General features: G+C 39.8%; 14 protein-coding genes and 1 riboswitch. All 14 genes read right to left on the bottom strand.

Features of this window, described 5'->3' with window-relative positions; translation table 11 throughout:
• Positions 1-82: 82 nt before the first annotated feature.
• Entirely contained in the window at positions 83-811 is a 729-nt protein-coding gene (locus tag HMPREF2613_RS00465) for an ABC transporter ATP-binding protein (protein WP_070478164.1), read from the bottom strand.
• Positions 811-1,818: an ABC transporter substrate-binding protein gene (locus HMPREF2613_RS00460; protein ID WP_070478161.1), complete on the bottom strand. Its 1,008-nt coding sequence runs from the start codon at positions 1,816-1,818 to the stop codon at positions 811-813. The genes HMPREF2613_RS00465 and HMPREF2613_RS00460 overlap by 1 nt, the downstream gene beginning before the upstream one ends.
• Positions 1,819-1,855: 37 nt before the next feature.
• Positions 1,856-2,614, bottom strand: a complete 759-nt coding sequence (locus HMPREF2613_RS00455; RefSeq protein ID WP_186822058.1) for an ABC transporter permease — start codon at positions 2,612-2,614, stop codon at positions 1,856-1,858.
• Positions 2,577-2,867 (bottom strand): thiamine-binding protein, encoded by a 291-nt coding sequence (locus HMPREF2613_RS00450; protein ID WP_061589694.1) that lies wholly within the window; start codon positions 2,865-2,867, stop codon positions 2,577-2,579. Before HMPREF2613_RS00450 ends, HMPREF2613_RS00455 begins: the two co-directional genes overlap by 38 nt.
• A gap of 69 nt (positions 2,868-2,936) precedes the next feature.
• Positions 2,937-3,039, bottom strand: a riboswitch (TPP riboswitch).
• A gap of 101 nt (positions 3,040-3,140) precedes the next feature.
• The gene (gene polA, locus HMPREF2613_RS00445) at positions 3,141-5,774 is read right to left on the bottom strand and encodes a DNA polymerase I (protein WP_070478166.1); all 2,634 of its coding nucleotides are present in this window, start codon (positions 5,772-5,774) and stop codon (positions 3,141-3,143) included.
• 118 nt (positions 5,775-5,892) lie between these two features.
• On the bottom strand, positions 5,893-6,087 hold the full coding sequence (locus tag HMPREF2613_RS10785; RefSeq protein ID WP_261673952.1) for an LPXTG cell wall anchor domain-containing protein: 195 nt from the start codon (positions 6,085-6,087) through the stop codon (positions 5,893-5,895).
• 212 nt (positions 6,088-6,299) lie between these two features.
• On the bottom strand, positions 6,300-6,791 hold the full coding sequence (locus tag HMPREF2613_RS11435) for a hypothetical protein (protein ID WP_186822057.1): 492 nt from the start codon (positions 6,789-6,791) through the stop codon (positions 6,300-6,302).
• A 267-nt stretch (positions 6,792-7,058) separates the two neighbouring features.
• Positions 7,059-8,195: a choline binding-anchored murein hydrolase CbpD gene (gene cbpD, locus HMPREF2613_RS00435; protein ID WP_070478156.1), complete on the bottom strand. Its 1,137-nt coding sequence runs from the start codon at positions 8,193-8,195 to the stop codon at positions 7,059-7,061.
• Between the two features lie 88 nt (positions 8,196-8,283).
• The gene (locus HMPREF2613_RS00430; protein ID WP_001278169.1) at positions 8,284-8,550 is read right to left on the bottom strand and encodes a Veg family protein; all 267 of its coding nucleotides are present in this window, start codon (positions 8,548-8,550) and stop codon (positions 8,284-8,286) included.
• Between the two features lies 1 nt (position 8,551).
• Positions 8,552-9,904 (bottom strand): replicative DNA helicase, encoded by a 1,353-nt coding sequence (gene dnaB, locus HMPREF2613_RS00425; protein WP_004263550.1) that lies wholly within the window; start codon positions 9,902-9,904, stop codon positions 8,552-8,554.
• Between the two features lie 43 nt (positions 9,905-9,947).
• Complete coding sequence (gene rplI / locus HMPREF2613_RS00420) at positions 9,948-10,400, bottom strand: 50S ribosomal protein L9 (protein ID WP_000864213.1); 453 nt, start codon at positions 10,398-10,400, stop codon at positions 9,948-9,950.
• Positions 10,397-12,370: a DHH family phosphoesterase gene (locus tag HMPREF2613_RS00415; RefSeq protein ID WP_070478154.1), complete on the bottom strand. Its 1,974-nt coding sequence runs from the start codon at positions 12,368-12,370 to the stop codon at positions 10,397-10,399. The genes rplI and HMPREF2613_RS00415 overlap by 4 nt, the downstream gene beginning before the upstream one ends.
• Before the next feature lie 135 nt (positions 12,371-12,505).
• The gene (hpf, locus tag HMPREF2613_RS00410; RefSeq protein ID WP_000599100.1) at positions 12,506-13,054 is read right to left on the bottom strand and encodes a ribosome hibernation-promoting factor, HPF/YfiA family; all 549 of its coding nucleotides are present in this window, start codon (positions 13,052-13,054) and stop codon (positions 12,506-12,508) included.
• Between the two features lie 79 nt (positions 13,055-13,133).
• Positions 13,134-13,249 (bottom strand): phosphoribosyltransferase family protein (locus tag HMPREF2613_RS10780; RefSeq protein ID WP_261673951.1); only part of this gene is annotated, 116 nt, incomplete at its 5' end.

Raw genomic sequence — 13,249 nt, 5'->3', positions numbered from 1 at the left:
TTGACTATTATACCGAAATTTTCTCATTTTTAAAAGAAAAAGGGCGCTGGTAAAGGATAATCTTCACCAACTCCCTATTTTTCTACTTATCTAAGCCTAATTCTGCCAAGATCTGACGTTTGTAGGCAATCTTTTGGACTTCCTTGTCCTCTTCTTCAGACCAATCTAGTTTAATTTCTGAAACAATCTGCCCAGGGCGATTTTTCAAGATATAGATGCGGTCACTGAGATTGAGGGCCTCCTCAATACTATGCGTGATGATCAGGGTCGTTAGCTGCAACTGCTTGTGAATCTCAAGGTACCAAGCGTGGAGTTCCATCTTAGTCATCTCATCCAAGGCACTGAAAGCCTCATCCAAGAGAAAGAGTTTGTGCCCAAAAAGATAGGTACGAAGTAAGGCCACACGTTGGCGCATTCCACCACTCAGTTCATGAGGATATTTATCCCTTACAGCTGTCAACTGGAAGGTCGCAAGAATTTCATCTGCGCGAGCAATGGCTTCCGCCTTGTCCACTTTTTGAATCAAGAGGGGCAGGATGATATTGCCAAGCACCGTCTTGTGCTCCAAGAGTAGATCCTTTTGCAACATATAACTCACGCGCCCCTTGGGATTCTCCTCACCGTCAAGGACAATTCTCCCTGACTGGACTTCTAAAATCCCAGCGATTAGATTAAAGAGAGTGGTCTTTCCAACACCGCTTGGGCCTAGGATAGAAACCACTTCACCTGAAGTCACCTGCAGGTTGATGTCTTCTAAAATTCTATCTTGTCCGTAGGCATAACTGACGTATTCTAGTCTAATTTCTGTCATTATTTCACAAATTCGTTAGTGAAGCCTTTGTCTGTCAAGTCTTCTTTAAGGATACCATTTTCTTTGTCCCATTTATAGAAGGCATTCCAGCGAGCTGCGTCAAATTGACCCCATTTTTCCTTGTCACTTGCGTATTCTTTTGATAAGTATTTTTGAGATTCGATGACAAAGTCACGTTTTTCTTGAAGTTCAGGTGCATTCTTGATGAGGATATCAGCTGCTTCCTCTGGATGCTCCATAGCATATTGATAGCCTTTTTTGATAGCTTGGATGACTTTACGTGCTTCTTCTTTGTTGTCTTTGAGGTAGTCGTTGTTAGCAATGATGACTGGTGAGTAATAGTCAAATTCTTTAACGTAGTCTTTCAAGTACATAAAGTTAGCATCTACACCTTGAGATTTGGCAAGGATACCATCCCAACCGTAGTAGATCCAAGCAGTATCAAAGACGCCATTGGCAATCGGTGTGATTGAGTTTGAGTCGTTGTTTGGTACTTTTTCGACCTTCTCAAAATCTCCGCCTTGTGATTCTACCAAGGTTTTCAACATAGCAAGTTCAGTTGGATCATTCCAAGTTCCGTATTTCTTACCAACCAAGTCTTTGGGACTAGCTACATTGTCAGATTTACGAGAGATGATTCCTGATGTATTGTGCTCAACAATAGCTGCAACGGCAGTAATTCCTGCTCCTTTTTCCAATTTTTTAGCCATGTAGTCTTGGAAATAGACTGCAAATGGTGCCTTACCGTTAATAACCAAATCAGAAGAACTTTCTTCCGGTGGTAATTTCAAGTCAACATCCACTCCAGCTTCTTTGAAATAACCTTTTTCCTTAGCCACATAAAGTCCTGTGTGGTTGGTATTTGGTGTCCAGTCTAGGATAAAGTCAATCTTTTTAAGTTCTGTTTCCTTATTATCCTTAGAAGCAGTTCCTTGACCACAGGCCACAAGTACGACAGCTACAAGAGCTGTTAAAACAGTTAAAAACACTTTCCATGTTTTTTTCATTTTAATTTCCTCTTTTCTTTTTTGAAACCTTCTTATTCTACGAACGTTTCCATTTAATAACATATTTTTCACTAATATCGACCAACTTCATACCGAGAAGACTGATAATCGATACCAGAATAATAATAGCGAACATGGTGTCATACTGAAACAGTTTCTTGGACTGAATCATATAAACACCAAGACCCTCAAAGCCTCCCAACCACTCAGATACCACTGTTGTGATAAAGGCGTAGGAGACACTGACCCTCAGACCTGCATAAAAGTAAGGCAGGCTGACTGGAATTTTAAAATGCCACAGGATTTGCCAAGGTTTGGCCCGCATCAGACTAAACAAGGTCAGCATATCCTTGTCACAATGCCTAAAGCCGTCCAAAATACTGACGATAATAGGAAAAGTTGTCGTCAAGATAATCAAGACAATCTTGGGCAAAATCCCATAACCGAGCCACAAAACCAGAATAGGAGCTATGGCAATGGTCGGAATGGTCTGAACGACCACCATCATAGGGTAAATCAAGTCATTGAGCCAAGTCAAACTATCCATGAGCACAGCCATGAGACAGGCAATCAAGACTCCCAAAATTAGACCTAGCAAAGCCACTCTCAAGGTCGCCCAGCTATGGTGCCAGAGAAATTCTCTATCACGAACAAAGGCCTGGAGAATTTCAAGAGGTGTCGGCAGGATAAACTTGGGGAGAAGTTTAAGCAAACCTGCTAGCTGCCAGATTGACAAGACTCCTAGAAAGCCCAATAGACTAATGTGTCGTCTCAGTATACTTTTCAAGTTTCTCATCAATACTTAAAATCTCTCCTACATTTATTTTGACATTGGCAAAGACATTATCTGCCTCCTGCCCTGCCACTGCTAGCGCTTCTTTGAGAATGCGCATGAGCTCATCAAACTCCCCTTCCAAAACCGTTTCAAATGGTGTCACCACCATGGTCACTTCTTGAGCTTGCAGATAAGCAATGACTTGATCAATAACAGCTATCCGATCAATCCCCTGTGATAGGGGTAAAACTTGCAAGGCAATGCTTGCTTTCATAACAACCTCCTCTTCTCGTTTTCCTCTTTATAAAAAGAAAAACCTTTACCATATATGGAAAAGGTCAAGATTAGACTAAGTATCGTTCCCTACGCTGGCATTACCCAGATCAGGTGCGGTCGAAGTTTAACACTTCCTCTCAGACTGTACACAGACTCCCATATATTATATGGACATATGATAGCGCAAAACAAAAAAAATGTCAAGGAAACTGCTTACAGAAAAACATGAAAAAGAGTTTGAAAACAAGTGCTTCAAACTCTACATAGCTTTTTATTTAGCCTCATACCAGGTTGCCCCTTCATTCTCATCTGCGATGAGGGGAACACTGAGTTGAATGGCTTCTTCCATGGTTTGTTTCACCAATTTTTTCATCTCTGCCAGTTCAGATTTAGGAACTTCTAGGACGATCTCATCGTGCACTTGTAACAGCATCTTAGTCTGATAGGCACCTGCAACCAAGGCTTTATCCAGCTGAATCATGGCAATCTTGAGAATATCTGCTGCCGAACCCTGGATAGGTGAGTTAATGGCAGTTCTCTCAGCAAAACCACGAATATTAAAGTTTCGCGAATTGATATCTGGCAACTCACGACGACGCTTGAAGAGGGTCTCTACATAGCCCTTATCACGCGCCTCACGCACCACTTCATCCATGTAGTTTTTAATACCTGGGAAGCGTTCAAAGTAGGTATCAATGTAAGCTTTAGCTTCCTTACGACTAATCCCCAGATTATTAGACAATCCAAAGTCTGAAATCCCATAAACCACTCCAAAGTTAACCGCCTTGGCATTGCGACGGTCGTTTGCAGTCACATCCTCGGGACGCTCAATGCCAAAGACACGCATGGCTGTTGAGGTATGGATATCAGCCCCCTCTTGGAAGGCCTTAATCAAGTGCTCATCTTTAGAGATATGCGCCAAAACGCGCAATTCAATCTGAGAATAGTCGGAGCTGAGTAGCACACTATCCTCCCACTCTGGCACAAAAGCCTTACGAATGAGACGGCCTTGCTCCAAGCGCACAGGGATATTTTGCAAGTTTGGATCCACACTAGACAGACGCCCAGTCTGGGTCAAATCCTGCACATAGCGCGTATGAATCTTGCCATCAACCAAAATCCAGTCCTGCAAGCCAATCACATAAGTAGACTGAATCTTAGCAATCTGACGGTAGTCTAGAATTTTCTTAACAATCGGCGCAATAGGAGCCAGACGCTCCAAGACATCCACCGCTGTCGAGTAACCTGTCTTGGTTTTCTTAGTGTATTCTAGAGGAAGTCCCAATTTTTCAAAGAGAAGCACGCCCAACTGCTTAGGCGAGTTAATATTAAACTCCTCACCAGCCAGTTCATAAATCTCCTGAGTCAGTTTTTCAATGACAAGCTCATTTTCAGCCTGCATCTCAAGCAAGGTCTCTTTTTTTACCTTAATACCAGCGATTTCCATCTTGGCAAGGACAAAGGCTAAAGGTTGCTCCATATCATAAAGAAGGTCTAACTGCCCATTTTCACTGAGCTTTTCAAGTAAAACAGGTTCTGTTTCAACCAATACAGCTACCTTGCGAGCCAAATGCTCCAAGAATTTTTCCCGTTCAGGAAGAGCCTTCTTGACACCCTTGCCATAGAAAGTCTCATCATCAACCAAGAAAGTCTGACCATACAGTCTAGCAATGGTTGAAATTTCATTGTCCTCCACAGTTGAAAGGAGGTATTTAGCCAAACGGCTATCAAAAGCAGGCGCCTGCAAATCCACACCAAAGCGATTCAAGAGAACTTTAGCCTTCTTAAAGTCATACACTCTCAGAGGTGTTTTTTCTAGAAAATCCTTGAAAATCGAGTCTTCCAAAAGTTCAAGCTTGTCTGTAGCATAAAGCTTATCCCCACAAGACCAGGCAAAACCAACCAAATCATCCGTATGGTAATTCTCACCAAAAAGCTCAAAATGGAAGATAGACTCTTCACTCAGCATGTCTTGACTGATTTGGTCAACAATAGTAAAGTCCAAACTCTCAGCCACTTCAGCTGACGATGCATTTAAAGTCTGCTTGAGCTGTTTGAAGCCCATCTCATCGTAGAATTTCCCAAGGTTTTCAACATCTGGACCACTATAGACCAACTCCTCCAAACCAATCTCAATCGGTGCCTTTGTATCAATGGTCGCCAGTGTTTTTGACAAAAAGGCCTGTTCCTTATCATTGATGAGATTTTCCTTCATCTTAGAAGCCTTCATCCCATCGATATTTTCATAAATCCCCTCAAGCGAGCCATGTTCCAGCAAGAGCTTGATACCCGTCTTTTCACCGATTTTGGTCACCCCAGGAATATTATCCGACTTATCTCCCATAAGCGCCTTGAGATCGATAAACTGCGTCGGTGTAATGCCCATCTTTTCCATGAGATAGTCTGGCGTAAAGGCCTCAAACTCAGCTACACCTTTCTTGGAAATCTCAACCACCGTATGCTCATCCGTCAGCTGAATCAAGTCCTTGTCCCCACTGACAATGGTAATGTCAAAACCATCCTGCTCAGCTAGTTTATCCAGTGTCCCAATGATATCATCCGCTTCATACTGAGCCAACTCATAGTGGCGAATCCCCATATGATCCAGCAACTCACGAATGAAAGGAAATTGCTCACGAAACTCATCAGGAGTCTTAGCCCGACCACCCTTATAGTCCGCATACATTTCTGTACGGAAGGTCGTCTTACCCGCATCAAAAGCCACCAAGATATGACTCGGCTCAACCCGCTCCAACAAATGGCTCAACATCAACTGAAAGCCATAAATCGCATTGGTATGCAAACCAGCTGCATTCTTAAAACGGTCCAACTGCTGATAGAGCGCAAAAAACGCCCGAAAAGCAACAGAAGACCCATCAATCAATAATAATTTTTTCTTATCCATACACCCATTATAAAGGAAAGCACCAAAAAATACCATTGGGAAGAGTTCCCTGAGAGAAACTAAGATAATAGTAAAAAGAGAAGGAAGTTACTCCCTCTCTTTCAAACTACGAAATGAATTAGTTTTTACGTTTCACAAATGGAAGGGCACCAAGGAACAATCCAAGGAATCCTAATGATGCAACTGCAGCATTATCTTTACCACCAGTATTTGGAAGTTCTTTTTTATCTTCTGCTTTTGCTGCTGGTGCTTGATAAGTATTATCCTTGTTAGTACCTGCTGTTGTAAGAGTATATTGTGTAACTTCGTTAATTGCTGCTTCTACACTATTAACGCCTCCTGTATATTATGGTTTAGCTGGTTCTGCAGCTTCTTTTGCTTCCGCTTTTTTACTTCTTCAAGAAGATTACTACGTTTTTCAGTTAAATCTTGAATTTCAGCTGTAGTAGCTTGAACTTTTTCATCAGATTCATCAAATTCATATTTCGCAGTATCGAGTTCTTTTTCAATCGTAGTTACAGCTTTTTATAACGATGCTGTGATATCTTCACCAAATCCATTATCTTTAGCGGATTTAAGAGCTTCTTTTAAAGTATCTTCCTGTTTTTTTAGTGTTTCAGCTTTCTTTTCAGCATCGGCTTTTAATTTCTCAGCATCATCCCTCAAGTTTTCAATTGTTTCAGTTAAATCATCAGCTTTGTCTTGCAATTTTTCTGATTCAGGACGAGTCGCATCCGCTGCTTCACCTTCTGCAATTCTCGCTTGCGCCTCTTCAGGAAGCTTGTCCTTAGATACAGGAGTTTCTGTTTTAATTGTTTGATTAGTATCTTGTGCTTTTTCAGCATCATCTGCTAACTCAGCAAGAATATCAGAAGCATTCAATTCACCAGACTCAACAGCCTTTAATAATCCTTCTTTTGCTTTTTTGTCAAGCAACTCGTTATCAGGGATTGGTTTCAAAGCTTCGGTTAAAGCTTCTTTAGCTTTTTCGACTTCAGTTTTTGGAGTTTTAACCACAGGTGTGGCTCCAGTTTCTCCGGATGTGCTAGTAGCTGTAGGTGCATCAGCTTTTACAACCGACGGTTGAGACGCAGCAAAAACCGCACCTAAAACCGTAACACTAGCTAAGCTAGTCAAGATCATTTTCTTTTTATCCCATGAAAATAGTTCGGATCAAACAAGCTACAATAAAAAAATATATAAGAACGCTTCAAGTAAATATTTAAAATAGTGCTAATTACTTTTGAATATAGTTAAAAATGATAATGAATCAAGTTTTTTAGTTTATTTTTCTTTAATCCACTCACCATTATGATTTACAGTATAACCGTCTACTATTGTATTAACAGCTAGCTCACCTGAAGAGTAAGAATAATACCACTTACCAGAGACTTGATACCAGCCCGTTTTCATTGCCCCTGAGTCATCTAGATAATACCAAAATCCTTTCTCCTGTAACCAGCCTGTCTGCATTTCACCAGATGATTTCAAATAATACCAGGTAGAACCATCTTTCAGCCATCCCGTCGCCTTAGAACCATCTGATTTGAAATAATACCAACTACCATTTATTTTCTTCCAACCCACAGTCAATCCATTATTTGAACCATGATTAGATTGATTTTGTGACGAAGTCACTCCCTCCAACTGAATATAACGTCGACTCCCGCTATAAGAAATATAACTCAACCACTTGTAACCATCCTTTTCTATCACCTGATCATAATGAACACTCTCACCTGGAGAATAATATGCAAGTGGAGTTGCATTCAATAATGGTTGATCTTTAATAGGAGTCTCCACCTTAAAATAATGAGTTCCTCTCATCAAAGATGACGATTGACTGGTCACAACATGATTGCTTGTCGAATCTTTTGAACTGCTTGGGACTTCTTTAGAATTGCTTGATAAATCTTTAAAATGAATAAAACCGGTCATCTTGTTTGCTTTTACAATTCGTTTATTATAATTACCTTTATAATCATAGTTATATTCCTCAATTTCTATATTATCTCCCATCACATTTGAAACCCAAGCAACATGGCCATAACCTCCTGCAGTAGACCAAGCAATAGATCCGATAGCTGGTGTATTATCGACACGATAACCTTCACGACGAGCACGATAACCCCATTCACCAGCATTACCATAAGCTCCTGGAAGCTCAAAACCATTTACTCCACTCAAGCGAAAAGCAGCAAATGAAGTACACTGACGAGAATACATCCTCCACTTATCAATACTCTGACTCCCATTTTTATAATAAGCAGGATAATCATCTCCACGAGCATAAGAACTGTTTGCATGAACACTTTCTCCAGCCGACAACATCAGCCCTACTACTAAAAAAGGAACAACCTTTTTAACTGACTTTCTAATAGAAAACCTTGTCTCTGCTACTTTAAATGGTGAAATTTTCATTCTTCCTCCTTGAAAATAATATAAATCGAAGATTACCTTCACTTAAACTATTCGGAGAAAAAAAGAAAAAGTGAGAAAATTTCTCACTTTAGTCAAGATAATGAATCAAATTCTTTTCTGTAAGGATATCTGAGTAAGTAAAGGATTCAACATAAACATTAGCTTGTTTATCTCCTTCAACGTTTCCAAATTCAACGATAAATAGGGATGGATAAACCTCAATTAGCTTACCCAATCTATTTTTTTGGCGCTTACGACCATTCTCCAAAGTCATTTCTACGACTTGCCCCTCATGTGCCTTGATTTCTTCTTTGATTTTTTTCATCTTGGCTACATCTGTAAATGCATCTGACATCTTATGCCTCCCTCTTTGAGATACTTGAAAATTTATTGTATTCTTTTTGGAAAATTAATTCCACCGTTCCACGAGCTCCACTACGGTTTTTCTCGATAATAACTTCTACCTTATTATTCGGTATGCCTTCCTCTTCTTCTCCACCACGCTCATAGTAATCGTCGCGATAAAGAAAGGCTACGATATCAGCGTCCTGCTCAATAGACCCAGATTCACGAATATCAGACAAGACCGGTCTCTTATCCTGACGTTGTTCTACACCACGAGAAAGCTGACTTAGAGCGATTACTGGAACCTTCAGTTCCTTAGCTAAAATTTTCAACTGACGTGAAATTTCTGAAACCTCTTGTTGACGATTTTCTCTACCAGTTCCCGTGATAAGCTGCAAATAGTCTATTAAAATCAAACCAAGATTTCCAGTTTCTTGAGCCAGTTTACGAGAACGAGAACGAATCTCTGTAATCCGAATCCCTGGCGTATCATCGATATAGATACTTGCATTAGCTAGATTCCCTTGAGCAATGGTATATTTTTGCCACTCCTCATCAGTCAATTGACCCGTACGGATAGAATGCGATTCCACCAAACCTTCTGCCGCCAACATACGGTCCACTAGACTTTCCGCACCCATTTCCAGTGAAAAAATAGCAACTGTTTTGTCCAACTTAGTCCCAATATTCTGAGCAATATTCAAGGCAAAGGCTGTCTTACCAACCGCCGGACGAGCTGCTAAGATAATCAACTCCTCCTCATGAAGACCAGTCGTCATATGATCCAAATCACGATAACCTGTCGCAATCCCTGTAATATCGGTCGTTTGTTGCGAGCGAGCTTCCAGATTTCCAAAGTTGATATTCAACACATCTCGAATGTTCTTAAATCCACTTCGATTAGCATTTTCGCTGACATCAATCAGGCCTTTTTCTGCCTGAGCAATGATTTCATCAGCTGGTTGCGAAGCCTCGTAAGCTTGATTGACAGACTCTGTCAACTTGGAGATTAATCGACGTAGCATGGCCTTCTCTGCAACAATCTTAGCATAATACTCCGCATTAGCAGAAGTTGGCACAGAATTGACAATCTCAACCAAGTAAGACAGGCCACCAATATTCTGTAAATCACCTTGATTATCAAGAATGGTGCGAACCGTTGTTGCATCTATAGCATCGCCACGATCGGATAAATCGACCATAGCTTGGAAAATCAAACGATGGGCATACTTAAAAAAGTCCCGAGACTCAATATATTCTCGCACAAAAACAAGCTTACTCTCGTCAATAAAGATAGCCCCTAAAACGGATTGCTCAGCTAAGATATCTTGAGGTTGTACTCGTAACTCTTCTACTTCTGCCATCAGACTTCCCTTCCTTTTACAATCTTGTCAAGAAAGTGTAAATTTACCCTTCTTTCACACGAAGATTGATTACACTTGTAATATCTTGATAGATTTTCACTGGTACATCAATCAAACCAACTGCTCGAATCGGAGCTTGTACTTGGATATGACGTTTATCAATCTTAATTCCAAATTGCTTTTGCAATTCTTCTGCAATTTTCTTATTGGTAATGGAACCAAAGGTACGACCATCTGGACCAACTTTTTCAACAAATTCTACAATAGTTTCCTCTGCTTCTAGTTGAGCTTTAATTGCTTTTGCTTCTGCAATCATCTCAGCGTGAGCTTTCTCTTCTGATTTTTGTTTACCACGAAGTTCACCTACAGCTTGAGCAGTTGCTTCTTTTGCTAAATTCTTTTTGATAAGAAAGTTTTGTGCATACCCTGTTGGTACTTCCTTAATTTCGCCTTTTTTACCTTTTCCTTTAACATCTGCTAAAAAGATTACTTTCATTCTTCTTTCTCCTTTTCCTTTATTTCATTTAATACAATTTCTGTCAGTTTTTCACCTGCTTCTGACAAGGTTGAATCCTTAATTTGAGCTGCTGCCAAATTAAAGTGGCCTCCACCTCCCAGCTCTTCCATAATCCGTTGTACATTCAGCTTACTACGACTTCGAGCTGAGATAGAGATAAATCCTTGTGTATTCTTCGCAAGAACAAAACTCGCTTCAATACCTGACATAGCTAACATGGCATCTGCTGCCTTACTAATAACAACTGTATCATAACATTTCGAGTCCTTAGCCTCTGCTATTAGTACATCTGAACCTAATTTACGCCCCTGTAAAATCAGTTCATTGACCTCACGATATTCTTCAAAATCTGTCGCAGCAATTTCTTGGATAGCAATACTATCACTTCCTCTCGTTCTGAGATAGCTAGCAACATCAAATGTCCGACTAGTCACTCGTGAGGTGAAATTTTTAGTATCCAACATCATACCAGCCATTAAAACACTTGCTTGCATACGACTCAAACGATTTTTCTTAGAATTCTGGAACTGAATCAATTCCGTTACCAACTCACTGGCACTACTTGCACCACTTTCGATATAAGTAATAACCGCATTATCTGGAAAATCCTGATCCCGTCTGTGGTGGTCGATGACGATGGTTTGGGTAAATAAATCATAAAAATCTTTTGATAAAGTTAAGGCAGTCTTTGAATGGTCTACAAGAATCAACAAAGAACGATTGGTCACCATCCCCATTGCGTCCTTAACAGACAACAACTTTGTAACTCCTTCTTTTTCTAAGAATGAAACAGCTCGTTCAATATCCGGCGACATTTGATTTTCATCATAAAGGGCATAACTATTTTCAGTCACATTGCTGGCAAACAACTGCATACCTACAGCAGAGCCAAGAGCATCCATATCTAGATTTTTGTGACCAACTACAAAAACCTGATCCACACTACGAATCTTATCTGAAATAGCCGTCATCATAGCACGCGTACGGGTCCGTGTACGTTTGATTGAGGCAGCAGAGCCACCACCAAAATAAACTGGATTTTTCGTTTCGTCGTTTTCCTTGACAACAACTTGGTCGCCACCACGCACTTCAGCCAAGTTCAAGTTGAGCAGAGCAACTTTCCCTATCTCATCATGATTTCCATCACCATAAGAAAATCCCATACTTAGGGTCAATGGCAACTGTCTCTGTTTGGACTCTTCTCTAAAAGCATCAATAACAGAAAATTTATCATTCATCAATCCTTCAAGTACTGTGTAGTCCGTAAATAGATAAAAACGGTCCATGCTTACTCGACGGGAGAACATGGCATGCTTCCCAGCAAATTCTGAAACAAAATTGGCTACAAAACTGTTAATATGACTAATGTCAGACTCCGATGTCGCATCTTCTAAATCGTCATAGTTATCAACGGAAACAATTCCAATAACCGGACGACTCGTCACTAACTCAACAGTCGCTTCGTATTCTCCAGACACATCAAAGAAGTAAAGAACACCAGATACCTTGTCCATATGAACCGAATAGCGAGTCTCACCCAAGGTGGCATAAGAACCTGGATTCCCCACAGACGCCTTTATAATTGTTTGAATTAATGCAACATCAATCTCCCCCACTTCATTAGTCAAAATCAATTCAGCGTAAGGATTGAACCATTCAACTTCACCTGACGATAAGTCTAGTTTAATAACTCCGACAGGCATCTGTTCTAACAAAGTTGTCAAACTATCTTCAGCTTGGTGGTTTACATACTGGATTTGTTCTACTTCACTCTTTGAGTAGTAGTCTCTCTGATGGATGAATAGTAAAATATATGAACCCAAAATAAGTAGCAAAAGAAATAGCGTTACCAGTGTATTCGTTACAAAAACAAGTTGCACAGATAGCACTCCGAACGCCACTATTCCTAATATTAAGGGGAAAATAGGACCTACATAAAATTTTTTCATTCCAAACCTCTTGGCACCCATTATACCATAATAACCATCAAAAAGCGACTTTTTAAAAGTGTAATCAGTAATTCTATCAATTATAAGAAAAAGGAGGTTTACAATTTAGTAAACCTTCCTTTACACATATTGAAATTAAGATTCTTTAACTTCTAACAAGCCAATCTCGCCATCTTCACGACGATAAATCACATTGGTTGTCTGATCTTCAACATCCACATAGATAAAGAAATCATGTCCCAACAAATCCATCTGTAGAATAGCTTCTTCCAAATCCATTGGTTTTAAATCAATTTGTTTTGAACGAACAACTCTAGACTGGACAACATTTGGATCTTCCACCAAAGCATCTGTAAATAATTGACTAGTTGCTACCTTATTTTTATTTTTACGCTCGATTTTTGTTTTATTTTTACGAATCTGACGTTCAATTTTATCGGTTACAAGATCAATTGAACCATACATATCTTGAGACACATCTTCTGCACGAAGAGTAATTGAACCAAGTGGAATCGTCACCTCCACTTTAGCAGTTTTTTCACGATACACCTTCAAGTTAACTCGAGCATCCAACTCTTGTTCAGCTTGAAAATACTTTTCGATCTTTTCGAGTTTAGAAACTACATAATCACGAATTGCTTCTGTTACTTCTAGGTTTTCACCACGGATACTATACTTAATCATATGAGTACCTTCTTTCTAAACATTTTTGTTTTTCTGATTTCATTATAACGCTTTCATTTTATTTTTGCAAATTTTTTCCTCATCTTACAAGGGAAAATGTTTTTACATCCTCAGCACCAGCTTCTTCCAACAGTTTCTTCACACGATTTATAGTTGTTCCAGTAGTATAGATATCATCTATAAGTAGGATTTTTT

Source organism: Streptococcus sp. HMSC070B10 (assembly GCF_001808665.1).
Lineage (GTDB): Bacteria > Bacillota > Bacilli > Lactobacillales > Streptococcaceae > Streptococcus.
This window is presented reverse-complemented; position numbering and strand designations above follow the sequence as displayed.

Excerpts from the sequence above, each read along its gene's own strand:
- hpf (WP_000599100.1), bottom strand. The coding sequence starts at position 13,054 with ATGATTAAGTATAGTATCCGTGGTGAAAACCTAGAAGTAACAGAAGCA.
- dnaB (WP_004263550.1), bottom strand. The coding sequence starts at position 9,904 with ATGGCAGAAGTAGAAGAGTTACGAGTACAACCTCAAGATATCTTAGCT.
- HMPREF2613_RS00430 (WP_001278169.1), bottom strand. The coding sequence starts at position 8,550 with ATGTCAGATGCATTTACAGATGTAGCCAAGATGAAAAAAATCAAAGAA.
- HMPREF2613_RS00455 (WP_186822058.1), bottom strand. The coding sequence starts at position 2,614 with ATGAGAAACTTGAAAAGTATACTGAGACGACACATTAGTCTATTGGGC.
- HMPREF2613_RS00450 (WP_061589694.1), bottom strand. The coding sequence starts at position 2,867 with ATGAAAGCAAGCATTGCCTTGCAAGTTTTACCCCTATCACAGGGGATT.
- HMPREF2613_RS00415 (WP_070478154.1), bottom strand. The coding sequence starts at position 12,370 with ATGAAAAAATTTTATGTAGGTCCTATTTTCCCCTTAATATTAGGAATA.
- rplI (WP_000864213.1), bottom strand. The coding sequence starts at position 10,400 with ATGAAAGTAATCTTTTTAGCAGATGTTAAAGGAAAAGGTAAAAAAGGC.
- HMPREF2613_RS00465 (WP_070478164.1), bottom strand. The coding sequence starts at position 811 with ATGACAGAAATTAGACTAGAATACGTCAGTTATGCCTACGGACAAGAT.
- HMPREF2613_RS00460 (WP_070478161.1), bottom strand. The coding sequence starts at position 1,818 with ATGAAAAAAACATGGAAAGTGTTTTTAACTGTTTTAACAGCTCTTGTA.
- polA (WP_070478166.1), bottom strand. The coding sequence starts at position 5,774 with ATGGATAAGAAAAAATTATTATTGATTGATGGGTCTTCTGTTGCTTTT.
- cbpD (WP_070478156.1), bottom strand. The coding sequence starts at position 8,195 with ATGAAAATTTCACCATTTAAAGTAGCAGAGACAAGGTTTTCTATTAGA.